A 12150-nucleotide genomic window follows, 5' to 3' on the forward strand; every position below is an offset into this window, starting at 1 on the left:
TTTGCTACTTCTAGTATAACAAAAACCGCTCCAATTATGAAGCGGTTTTGAGCTTATCTTTCCCCTTTATTGCGGATAACAAAGCCTGTTTTCTTTTCACTTGATGTGCGTTGGTGTGGTTTTTTGTTGTCCTGACGGCGGTTGTCACGTTTGAACTTGTCATCACGACGGTTGCGGTCGTTGCGATCGCCACGGCGTCCTCCACGGTCTCGGTTGCAGTCACCGTCACGACGGCCACCACGATCACGGTCGCGACCACCACGGCCACCCTTGCCCTTAGCTTGACCAGGTGCAAACTTGAATGGCAAAGGTTTTTCACGCGCAATTTCTACCTCTGGCAGGCTTTCTGGATCCTGAACAGTCAAGGTCAATACATAAAGCGCTAACTCTTCAGGGGTAAATTCTGCTGCCAACTTGACTGCATCTTTCTTGAACTTATCGAAATTGCTACGGATAGTTTCATCCGCCATTTCGCGCTCAATCTTTTTCAAAGCAACTTTCTTCTTAGCTTCGAATGCTTCCTGAGCAGTTGCTGGCTTGAGACCTTTCATACGTTTCTTGGTCAAATCTTCGATGATAGCCAAGTAGCCCATCTCGTTCGGCGAAACAAAGGTAATAGACTGACCTGATTGACCCGCACGACCTGTACGACCAATACGGTGCACATAGCTTTCTGGGTCCTGTGGAATATCGTAGTTATAGACATGCGTTACACCTGAAATATCCAATCCACGCGCTGCAACGTCCGTCGCAACAAGGACATCAATCTGATCGTTTTTAAAGTCACGAATAACACGTAGACGTTTGTTCTGGTCCAAATCTCCGTGGATACCTTCTGCACGGAAGCCACGCAATTTCAAACCACGAGTCAATTCATCGACACGGCGCTTAGTACGACCGAAGACAATAGACAATTCAGGCTGGTCAACGTCCATAAGGCGTGTCATGGTGTCAAATTTTTCATGTTCTTTGACACGGATATAGTATTGATCCACGTTCACATTGGTCAATTCCTTAGCCGCAATCTTAACGTGCTCAGGCTCTTTCATGAACTTAACACCAATACGTTTGATTGGCTCTGGCATGGTCGCAGAAAACAGGAGAGTCTGGCGACTTTCAGGAACACGTTCGATGATAGCTTCAATATCGTCCAAGAAGCCCATGTTGAGCATTTCATCAGCCTCGTCAAGAATGAGGGTTTCAACGCCGTCAAGCTTGAGGGCCTTGCGTTTGATTAGATCCAACAAACGCCCTGGCGTACCAACAACGATGTGGGCACCTGAGCGAAGGGCCTTGATTTGTTTTTCAATACTTGATCCACCGTAAACAGAGCGGACTTTCACACCCTTTTCACGACCAAATTTGAAAAGCTCTTCCTGACTCTGCACCGCCAACTCACGCGTTGGGGCAATAACCAAGGCTTGAACAGCTTGATTGTTGGTGTCAATTTTGTTGAGAGTTGGCAGACCAAAGGCTGCAGTTTTCCCTGTACCCGTTTGGGCTTGACCAATCACATCTTTTCCTTCCAGAGCAAGCGGAATAGTCTGCTCCTGGATAGGCGACGGCGTTTCAAAACCTGCCTTCTCAACGGCAAGCAAAATGTCTTCTGACAGATTTAATTCAGTAAATTTCAATTATGATACCAAGTGCGTTAAGAAAACAAGGTGAAAATAGGAGACTGACGCAGTGTGACAACACACTAGGAAGTCTATCTTTTTCACGAAGTTTTTAGCACGGGTTCGAATGCTCTTCCCGAACTAGTTTCCTAACGCATTTCCTTTCTTTTACAAGGCAGTGCGAAGCTACCTTATCTAACTTTTTTTGTAACAAGATATCAGGGTCGAACCACTGATATTGGATTTGCAACTTACCAAGTATAACACAATCTAACAATAATAGTTAGTATTTACCTTTAAAAACTCAATAATACGTTTTCATGAGGAGTCCATCATTTTTATAGTCATTTGAATTAGCTTTGATACATCGACACTTTCGGTTTGCCCTACTCTAGTATCTGCTCCTTGTCTGAAAGTTAATTCATTCGACTATAACAAAAAACCTAGCTATATGTGCATAGCTAGACTTTTCTTGTATTTTTATTTATGATTATTCCTTTTCAATGCTTGCAAGAACCAGTCCAAACTTTTACTGATAATGACAACCATTACCAATGTCCAAAATGTTTTTACAAGCCCAATTTTAAAAGCCAAAGGAGTTACCACAAATACATCAAAAATGAGAATAACGGTGGAAATCTTCCATTTGAAATATTTATTACACAACAATGCAATAATATCACTTCCTGCCGTGGACCCGTTTCCATAAATGACTAGAGCCATTGATAAACCTGTCACCAATCCCGCCAAGAGAGCAGAGGGAATCAGGGGCAACCATTTTATTTGCAGAAAAGTCGTATAATGCATGGTTAAGGACATAGTAGCAACCGCTAAGAAAGTATAGAAAACCGTTAACTTACTCAAAAAGCGATAGGCTAATACAATCAAAATCCCATTCAAAACAAAACTGGACAGACTTGTTTCAATCCCTGTCATATAAAACAAAAGCAGGGTAACACCAGTAATCCCACCTTCGCCAAATTCATGTGGAATGATGAGCATATTCAAAACAAGGGCATATAGGATTGCCCCAAAACATATCAATAAGCAGTCTCTCCATTTCATCTGCATCATATTCTCTCCTCACAAACAGTCCACCTTAGTATATCAAAAAAAGCAGAAAGCGGATAGCCACTTTCTGTACTTTTTTCCTATTTTCCTAAGACAGCTGAAGCCAGAGCTTTTTGAATAGCAATGACACTCTTATCGCTCTTAAACTGAAGAATTTCAGCAGGTTCAACAGCCGAGGAAATCCATATTTTCAGCTCAGCGTCTAAGTCAAAATGACCAGAGGTTTCTACCGTAAAGCGTGAAATCGAGCGGTAAGGAATCGATTTATAAGATACCTTTTTCCCAGTCATTCCTTGCTTATCGACCAAAATCAATCGATATTCTGTAAAAACAATCAAATCACGAACCAGACTAAATGCCATCTCAACCTGTTCATTATCCAGTAGAACATGCTCCAATTCCTGTTCAATCTTATCATTATCCATTTGCGAGGCATTACCTAGTAAACCTGAAAATAGTCCCATAATATGGCTCCTTTGGTATTTTTCTATAGTATAACACAAAAAGCTACTAGTTGACTATCTTAGGCACTAGGTCTTTACCAAACATGAGAATTACTCGCTTACCTTTGCTTCCTTATCAACTTCTTTAGGTTGATTGTTCTCAATACTGCCACCTTCAACTGCCGGAAAATGTTCTGCAATCGCAGATGGGATCTTCTTATCATTTAGATTTAATTCTTCCTTCGGAATGTGATTTTCACTCACATCAATTGTTTTCAAAGTCTTATTTGGCTCTGTGATGGCAAGTGTTTCAATATCATTTTTTGAAGCATTCAGGTCTTCTAAGGCTTTGTAATCATTGACTCCTTCTAGATTCTTCAATTGATTATCTGCAATATTTAATCGAACAACCGATTCTTGTTTACCCTCTATTTCCAAAGTCTTAATTTGATTACCCTCTACATCCAGATTTACTAATTTTTCATTTTCTTCTATCCCTTGTAATTCAGTAATCTTATTATTCTTAAGAGTAAGACTAGTTAAGTTTGGATTATTTTTTACAAACTGAAGATCTTTTACATTACTTTCATTAGCTGTCAGTTCTTCTAAATTCTCTGTTTTTAGAGTTGATATATCCAATTGAGGATTCTGTGATATATACAAACGGGTTAACTTCTTCTTGTTTTGAAGCGCAGATAAATCTGTGATACGATTATTATCTAAACTAACAGCTGTCAATTGTGACAAATCTGCTAATGGGGATAAATCCGTCACTTTATTATGATCTAAATTTAAGGATTCCAAAGCTTTTAATTTAGCTAGAATAGTGATATCTTCAATGTCATTTCCTGCAGCAGAAACTACTTTTAAGTTTGGAAATTCTTCCAAAAAGCCCAAATCAGAAACACCATTTTGTGATAAGTCAATTCCCTCCAATGTTGGAATTTCTTTCAAAAACTGATAATCCTTAACGCCTGTGCTGGTCATCCATAATTGTTTCAATTTTTTAAATTGCAAGATAGGTTTTACATCATCAATTGGTGTAAAACCAATCCCCAACACTTCAACATTTGGCATCAAGTCCAGACCGGCTCTCTTTAGCGGATCTTTTCGCTGACCAATATTTAGATATTTTACCGTTTTTAACCACTCTCTCATCTTCTCGGAATCTGTTTCATTAGATGGGAAAGGAGTATCAGCCGTAGCATGCAAAATATCTTCAATAATCTCATCATCAAAACCTAATTGTTTTAAAGTAGCCATTCCAATTTTATCATGAGCATGTGGGTCACCGTGAGGGTCTTCGATCGGTTTTCCAACTTCAATTTTCTCAATCAAGATTGTATGAGAATGGTCACCATGAGGGTAAACGAAAGCAGGTCCTGCATCTGTTTCTATCACCTTGATTTTTTCTTTTGAAACATGCAGATTTTCGGCTAGGTAGCTCTTTTTAGCTTCTCGTTCTTCTTCTACACTTGAGTTAGGTTTCCCACCTTCTTGTGGTGACAACGGAATTTCTACATCAACTTGAGTGGAAGTTGACGAATGGTATTCTGCTCTAGCAGTCTCTAAATACTGAGTAGGAATATAAGACTCCCACGGACTTCCTATCAAATGACTGTACGGAATTAAATGAGTATGCGTACCATGGCCAATGAGTAACCCTAACGCTGTTTGACCTTGGACTCCACTACCATCAAAAATGAAACCGTCGCTTGTTGGATAATCAATACCTGGGAAAGCTTTTTTTGAATTAGACTGAGTGGAAGTATGCCCTTTTTCTGTGGTAGACTTGAGTGGGACGAAATTATTTCTTGTGGTCGGAGTATGCAACGAATGATTATCAAGAACAGTAATCTGTCCCTTTTTTCCAATGGTCTCCCCAGTATTTCCTTGTCCGTGTTGCAAACTTGATTTCCAAATATAATGATAATGATCTCCATGACGTACCGTATAGCCATTCGCATCTTCAGCCACTATATCCTTCGGATCAAATACATAACCATCATCAAAAGTTTGTGATAGCTTCGCTTGCTTTGCGTTGGAATGTGAGCTGGATTGGCTATTCTCAATGTACTCTTTGGGTACCAAATAGGACCATTTGCTTTCTTTTAAATCCTTATAGAAAATAAAATGTGAATGACCATTATGTTCTAAGACCAGTCCCTCATCCGTTTTTGAAAGAATTTGACCTTCATTTTCAAAAAGAAATCCATCATCCGTAGGATAATCAACACCAGCTACCCCTTTTTTAGCTTGAGAAGTAGGTTTCTTTTGATTTTTGGTGAGTTTCTTAGCTTCAGAAATAGAAATTACATTAGCATCTTTATCCTTTGGATAGTAGAAGTACTGCTCATTTACTTTTATAATATAACCTTTCTCTAGCTGATACTGAATATCTTCTTTATTCAATTTATAATCAGAATCTGGAAGGGTATCTTTTAAAAAGTGTGCCGCATACGGGATAGGACCTTCAAAAAAGTATGACTCTTCTCCATATAGACGCATATAGCCATTAGATTTAACTTCAGACACCACAATCGTATTTTCATCTACTTTTGAGACATTGCTACTTTGAACATCTTGATGATTTATTGCAGTATTCTCTGTTTTTTGGCAACCCGCCAAAAAAAGATGACAAGATAGGATAATGCCTGTCAAGGCAAATAAGGTTGTTTTCTTTTTCATTTTTGTCCTCCTAGACTTATTAACCAGTTAACAATTAACTAGTATATATTTTATTTTTGATTTTTGCAAGAAAAAACAACTGACAATGATTGTTCGTGAATAAATTTTCCATTCCACGACAAACGCATGAAAAAATTTGTTTTATAAACCATATTTTCACGACTGCTGTCAGTTTTTAGTAGAAAAAATGTAATATAATAGCCTTGGAAATGAGGGATTGTCCTTGTTAAAGCGAAGGTTTTACAAAAGCTTTAAAAAAAATGCATACAACAAGAAAATAGTTACATACCTTTTTCTTCATACAGATAGCGTGTTTCCATCCCTACGACCATTGACAAAGCAAACAAACTATAGTATATTAAAAATAGGGAAATAAAAGGAGAATATATGGAAAATACATCTACTCAAACTTTCGAAGAACTCATTGCGAAACAGAAAAAGAAACGTAATCGCATCCTTAGAATTATTACCACACTCTTTACCGCTATTATCGTATTTTTTGCCTGTCTTGCATTATTCAAATATAATAGTGGCAACATTAGCGGTACATGGCGCAATTCCCAAGCTGAACAAGACATTGTCAAAACCAGTATCAAGGAGTTACAAAATCAACTTCCAGGTATCGATAAAACGTGGATTGATGCAACTTATACGATGACAGTCGTAGATAAGAAAGCTGTCTTCACCGCTACAACAAGCTTTGATATTCCTAAAATCGCAAAATTAACCTTGGATCAAGCCTATAAGGTAATGTTAGAGGAAGCACAAAAAGAAGCAAGTTCTCTGGGAATTTCCGTAGAAGAATACTTAACAACCGCTCTCGGAGCAGACTATGAAAAGCAATTGAAATCATTTCTACCTACACAAGCTGAGGCGGAAAAAGAATTTCATAAGTACCAAGACGAGTATGCTAAAGAACTAGGTGCCACATACAATCAAGAAACTGGTACTATCTCTGCTACCTTTTTCGAGGGAGATGTCGATCAGCTCCTCCATACAGTAACCATTACAAAAATTAATGACGCAGCAATCAAACAACTGACTACATACGATATTTCCATAAAAGATATTATTTCCTATTCTCGCAAGGGAAATACCACCATTATTAACGGAAATGAAGAATTTACTTTAGAAAAATAATAAAAAAAGCTGGGAAAGGCATCCCTGATGGTTCCGACCTCACCCACAGAATAATGAAAATAAATATGAAGCCCTCACTAGGTGTATAATCTTAGTGAGGGCTTTGTGCTTGACGAGTTAATGATGTTAGTCATCGCCGGAAAAACTAACCCACTCTATTGACGAGCTCTAAAAAATACGCAACAAACATGAGTATAAGAACTAGCCAATAAAAACACAGATAGATTCAAGCTGATTTTTGATGAAATACAGCCGAATTGTCTGTGCTTTTATTTTTGTCTCTACTATAGATAGGACAACATTACGGCGATATTTGAAAGAACTTGTACTAATACTCAATGAAAATCAAAAGTAGCCTAGGAAACGAAGCCGAAGATAGAACTGGAGTTCATCAAGGCAAGTTGACAACGGATAATTTTGATTTTCGAAGAGTATAACCTCCTGTTTGTTTCGTCACTTACAGTGTAGTCCTTCTGACCTTTTTTCATATTGAATTTAACTAATGTCACTAATATAAATTACTTTCTCTTATATAACCTTTTACATACCTGATAAAGAATAGGTACAGCAATGATGGTCGTAATCGCAGTGCCATAGGTTCCTAAAATCCTACCCAAAGCAGCTAAAAATGATGCTGATGGCGTTAGTCCACCGACTAAGCTACCCGTCACTGTGTACTTCAACAGGTTCAAGATAATTTTTGTGAAGGCTGCAACTATCCCAACCAACATAATATTTGATAGACTATCGTTTGCCTGTAGGAATTTCTCATAAAATAAGTGGAGGACAAAACAGACAATGAGTGATTCTAGAATGGTAATCCAAGCAACGGAAGCATATCCCGACAGTAAATCAAAGATCCCTAGACCGAGTGAGGCTGCCAATGCCCCTTTTTTGGCACCAAAGATTAGTACTCCTACTACCACCAGAGCATTTCCTAGATGGACAAATTGACTCCCAAAAGGAATACGAATAAAGAAGACAACCACACAAATAAGGGCTGCAAATAGGCTAATTTCTGTTAATTGACGCAATTGATTCTGTTTCATAATTTCTCCTTTAATGTTTGAAATGCCTGCTGTAATGCTGCTAGAAAAGGTTCAAAGGAAATCCCAAATTTCAAGTCTCTATCCAAAGCGAGAGTACGCTCTAAACTCTTGTCGATAAAATCTAAAGCTAGAGGGATGGCTTGATGGAGATTGATTTGTTGGATGGTTGCTACAGCCAACAAGGTAGATAGAATGTCACCTGTTCCAAAGAAATTTGCTGGATATTTTTTAGACATATAGGTAGTTATTTCCCCTGTTTCCTGCTGAAAATAGGCTACACCTATTTGGCTATCATCAAAGGAAATTCCTGTCAGTACAATATCTGCAGACACCTGCTCTGCTAAAGCTTCCAGTAAGTCCTCAATAGCCGCCCTATCGTAGCAAGCTCCCAAATAATCCCTCCCTGTCAAAAAAGCTGCCTCTGTTACATTGGGGAGAATGAGCTTGGCCGACTGAATCAATGCTTTCATGGCTTCTACATAGGTAGGGGTAAAACCTGTATACAACTTCCCTCCATCCCCCATGACCGGATCAACAATCAATGGTGTCTCTGTTTGTTTAGCATACATAGCCAACTGACTTAGCTGCCGAGGATTTCTACAGTAGCCAGACAAAATGCCTGCCAACTCCAAATTCAAGTTCTTCCACTGTTCAAAATAGGCTTGATTCAAGTCAGTCATATCTTCAGTGACAACATCTGGGAAACCGCCTGTGTGTGAGGATAAAAGAACTGTAGGTAAAAGCATTGTTTCTACCTGACAAGCTGCTGCAATTGGTATACTAGTGGCTAGGGCAACCTTGCCCACACCAGGCAAATCATTTGCAAGCAATAATCGTTGCATCAAATCTTCCTCCTAAATTATTTTTCATAAACAAAATTGTAAATGATTATCATACATTTTTCAACATTACATATTCACAACTGTATGGGGACAGATAGCCGAAACCTTATAATATCGGGCTCAAATTACTGCATAAGAAAAACAGTAACAACTCTTTGCTACTGTCATCCTTTTCAATGTATTGTTGTCAAAATCTGCTTAATTTTTCTCCAGAAAGGCAATCAAGGTCTGGGCAGAACGTTCTCCTGCTTGAATAATAAATTCATCAAAGGTGATATTGGCATCTCCCTGAGCTGTGTCACTCATGGCACGGATAACCAAGAATGGCTTACCTGTATTGACAGCTGCTTGAGCGATAGCTGCTCCTTCCATCTCTACGGCAAGGACTTCTGGAAAATGAGTTTTGATTGTAGCGATTCTCTCCTGACCTGCGATAAAACTGTCACCTGTCACAATCAGACCCACATGGCTAATCATTTCCTGCTCTGCTAAAACGGTTCTTAGCTGTTCTAACAAGACTTGGTCTGCCGGATAATACAATTCCTGCCCGGCCATTTGCCCGTAAGCATAGCCGAAAGCCGTCACATCCACATCGTGGTAAGCCAATTGATTTGCTACAACCACATCACCGATGGCAATACCTTCGGCAACAGCTCCTGCCGAGCCAGTATTAACAATGACATCAACTGAAAAACGATCTGCCAAAACAGCCACGGACATAGCTGACATAACCTTACCGATACCAGACTGAACAAGAACGACTTCATGTTGACCGATTCGTCCCTGATAGTAAGTTCGACCCAAGACATCGATTTCAGTTGCATCTTGTAGATGCTCGACCAAAATCTTTAATTCCTGAGGCATGGCTGCGATAATTCCAAATTTCATCTCTTCTCCTAAATAAATAATACTGCAATGATAAACATTATCAGTAAGATGATGACCCAAAAAAGGATTTTGTTTACCTTACTGCGGAAAGCTTCTCGCTTGATGGTTTCGATACGGCGACTTTTTACTACAGTAGGTTTGACCGGGATTCGGATCGTTTGTCCCTCTTCATATCCCTGATAATCTTCTTCTAGATATGGATCGAATAGAGCATCATCCATTGATATATCCTGGTTTGGACGATAGTGTCCAAACTGGCTAGATTGGTCGGAATACTGTTTCTTTTTCACTTTCTCTAAAATTTCATCCGTCAACAAGGGCTTGCCCATTGCTAGTTTCCTACTTTCTCATGAGTTGTAAATATTGGATAGCCATGATGGTCTTTGCATCACAAATATCGCCAGTAGTCACCAAGTTCAAAGCCTCTTCCAAGGTTACCTCATGTAATTCGATAACCTCATCTTCATCCATTGGACGAGGATTTTCAACCTTGATAAGGTTATCTGCTAAATAAAGGCGAATTCGTTCATTACAGAAACCGATGGCTGAATAGAAATCTGCCAACAAGGTCAGTTTGTCACTAGTATAGCCTGTTTCTTCTTCTAATTCACGCAAAGCAGCATCTTCAAGCGTATCTTCTTCGCCCAGCTCCAATTTCCCCGCCGGAATTTCATAAATAGTACGTTCAATAGCCTTGCGGTATTGTTTGACTAAAATCATTTTACCTTCTGGAGTGACGGCTAAAACGCAAACTGCTCCCTTGTGGAAAATGAGTTCGCGCTTACCAGTTCCACCATTTGGCAGGGCAACATCATCTACTACTACATCAAAAATGTGCCCTTTAAAAATTTCTGTCCGCTCAATGGTTTTTTCTTCAAAATTCATACGATTACCTATTTTTGACTTGGATGGAACGGAAAACGAGTCGCATAACCTTCTTTGTTTTCTTGACGACCACGACCAATACCGATGGCATCCTCTGGAATATCTTTTGTAATAACAGAACCTGCAGCCAACAAGGCATTGTCCCCAATAGTTACTGGTGCGATAATGGTTGAGTTAGAGCCAACAAAGGCATTATCTCCAACGGTTGTTTTAAATTTATTTTTACCGTCGTAATTGACAGTGATGGTACCAGCACCAACGTTAACATTATCGCCAATCGTTGCATTTCCTAGGTAGGTCAAATGACCAGACTTCGTTCCTTGACCAAGTGTAGAGCCCTTGATTTCCACAAAGTTTCCAACGTGAACATCTTTTTTCAAGAGACTGCCTGGACGAATATGGGCGTATGGTCCTACCGTCACACCTTCTTCAATGACAGATTCTTCAATGTCTGAGTTGCTGATGACAACATCTGCTGCAATTTTCGCATCGCGTACACGAGTACCATTGGTTAAGACAGTGCGTTCACCAATCACCGTTTGCCCTTTCAAGACAACATTAGCTTCGATAACAGCTTCTGCGCCAATCTCAACATCAATATCAATATAGGTAGCATCTGGGTTGATAAATGTCACACCATTGACCATATGTTTTTCATTGATTCGTTTGCGCATAACAGCTTCTGCAGTCGCAAGAGCGACACGGTCATTTACACCCAAACTTTCATCAAAATCACGCAATACATAGGCACCAACCTTTTTGCCTGCCTGACGGAAAATCGAAATAACATCTGTCAGATAGTACTCTCCTTGGGCATTGTCCGTATTAATATCTTTAAGCGCTTCAAAAAGACGTTTATTATCAAATAAGTAGGTTCCTGTATTGATTTCTTTCACTTGTTTTTCAAAATCGTTGGCATCTTTTTGTTCAACAATTTTTTGCACTTCCCCATCAGCATTGCGAATAATCCGACCATATCCGAATGGGTTATCAGCCTGAGCTGTCAAGATAGTCGCAACATTCTTGTGGCTGACATGGAAGTTAATGAGGTTCTTCAAGCTTTCTCCTGTAATCAGCGGTGTATCTCCTGCGATAACAAGGGTCTGACCTTCCAAACCTGCAAGAGCTGGCTCAGCCATCATAACGGCGTGGCCTGTCCCCAACTGTTCAGATTGAAGGGCAAACTCTGACTGACCTTCGAGAACAGTCTGCACCAATTCTGCCTTGTGACCGACAATGGTTACTGTTTTAGCAGGTTCCATAGCATCTACAGCCCGTTTGACATGCTCCAACATGGTAATTCCTGCCACTTTGTGTAGGACCTTTGGCAAGTCAGACTTCATGCGAGTTCCCTTACCCGCCGCTAGGATAATTGCATAGTTATTGCTCATAGTTTTCTCTCTTTTCAATGATATACTCCTATTATAGCAAATTTTGATGTTTTTGGAAAATAGCGGAAGAAGTGAAAATAGAACTCGACAAAATGCAAAGTATCCCTCTCACTTCCAAGCATCTAGTCTGGGCTAAC

The 12150-nt window shown here is 39.5% G+C and carries 11 protein-coding genes; 1 reads left to right on the forward strand and 10 read right to left on the reverse strand.

Annotated elements, in window-relative coordinates; genetic code table 11:
* Positions 1-53: 53 nt before the first annotated feature.
* From ODU50_RS05500 to ODU50_RS05515, 4 genes are all read right to left on the reverse strand, one after another.
* Complete coding sequence (locus ODU50_RS05500; protein ID WP_105153642.1) at positions 54-1634, reverse strand: DEAD/DEAH box helicase; 1581 nt, start codon at positions 1632-1634, stop codon at positions 54-56.
* A gap of 462 nt (positions 1635-2096) precedes the next feature.
* Positions 2097-2690: a YitT family protein gene (locus tag ODU50_RS05505; protein WP_398581352.1), complete on the reverse strand. Its 594-nt coding sequence runs from the start codon at positions 2688-2690 to the stop codon at positions 2097-2099.
* A 77-nt stretch (positions 2691-2767) separates the two neighbouring features.
* On the reverse strand, positions 2768-3151 hold the full coding sequence (locus ODU50_RS05510; RefSeq protein ID WP_002936200.1) for a PH domain-containing protein: 384 nt from the start codon (positions 3149-3151) through the stop codon (positions 2768-2770).
* 90 nt (positions 3152-3241) lie between these two features.
* Positions 3242-5818 carry a pneumococcal-type histidine triad protein gene (locus tag ODU50_RS05515; RefSeq protein ID WP_105153641.1) on the reverse strand — a complete coding sequence of 859 codons (2577 nt, stop codon included), beginning with the start codon at positions 5816-5818 and terminating at the stop codon, positions 3242-3244.
* Between the two features lie 387 nt (positions 5819-6205).
* Between ODU50_RS05515 and ODU50_RS05520 the strand changes: the two genes are divergently transcribed.
* Positions 6206-6958, forward strand: coding sequence for a hypothetical protein (locus ODU50_RS05520; RefSeq protein WP_105153640.1), 753 nt, complete (start codon positions 6206-6208; stop codon positions 6956-6958).
* Between the two features lie 518 nt (positions 6959-7476).
* Here the strand turns inward: ODU50_RS05520 and ODU50_RS05525 are convergent.
* The 6 genes from ODU50_RS05525 to glmU form a co-directional block, all read right to left on the reverse strand.
* Positions 7477-8007 (reverse strand): ECF transporter S component, encoded by a 531-nt coding sequence (locus ODU50_RS05525; RefSeq protein WP_105153639.1) that lies wholly within the window; start codon positions 8005-8007, stop codon positions 7477-7479.
* Positions 8004-8849: a pyridoxamine kinase gene (locus ODU50_RS05530; RefSeq protein ID WP_105153638.1), complete on the reverse strand. Its 846-nt coding sequence runs from the start codon at positions 8847-8849 to the stop codon at positions 8004-8006. The genes ODU50_RS05525 and ODU50_RS05530 overlap by 4 nt, the downstream gene beginning before the upstream one ends.
* Positions 8850-9047: 198 nt before the next feature.
* Positions 9048-9737, reverse strand: coding sequence for a 5'-methylthioadenosine/adenosylhomocysteine nucleosidase (locus ODU50_RS05535; protein ID WP_015647163.1), 690 nt, complete (start codon positions 9735-9737; stop codon positions 9048-9050).
* Positions 9738-9745: 8 nt separating this feature from the next.
* On the reverse strand, positions 9746-10066 hold the full coding sequence (macP, locus tag ODU50_RS05540; RefSeq protein ID WP_002936700.1) for a cell wall synthase accessory phosphoprotein MacP: 321 nt from the start codon (positions 10064-10066) through the stop codon (positions 9746-9748).
* 10 nt (positions 10067-10076) lie between these two features.
* Entirely contained in the window at positions 10077-10622 is a 546-nt protein-coding gene (locus ODU50_RS05545) for an NUDIX hydrolase (protein WP_105121634.1), read from the reverse strand.
* An 8-nt stretch (positions 10623-10630) separates the two neighbouring features.
* Entirely contained in the window at positions 10631-12013 is a 1383-nt protein-coding gene (gene glmU / locus ODU50_RS05550; RefSeq protein ID WP_105121633.1) for a bifunctional UDP-N-acetylglucosamine diphosphorylase/glucosamine-1-phosphate N-acetyltransferase GlmU, read from the reverse strand.
* Positions 12014-12150: the final 137 nt, after the last annotated feature.

Origin of the sequence: Streptococcus sp. 2020WUSS084 (assembly GCF_044427445.1) — a bacterium.
GTDB lineage: Bacteria > Bacillota > Bacilli > Lactobacillales > Streptococcaceae > Streptococcus > Streptococcus suis.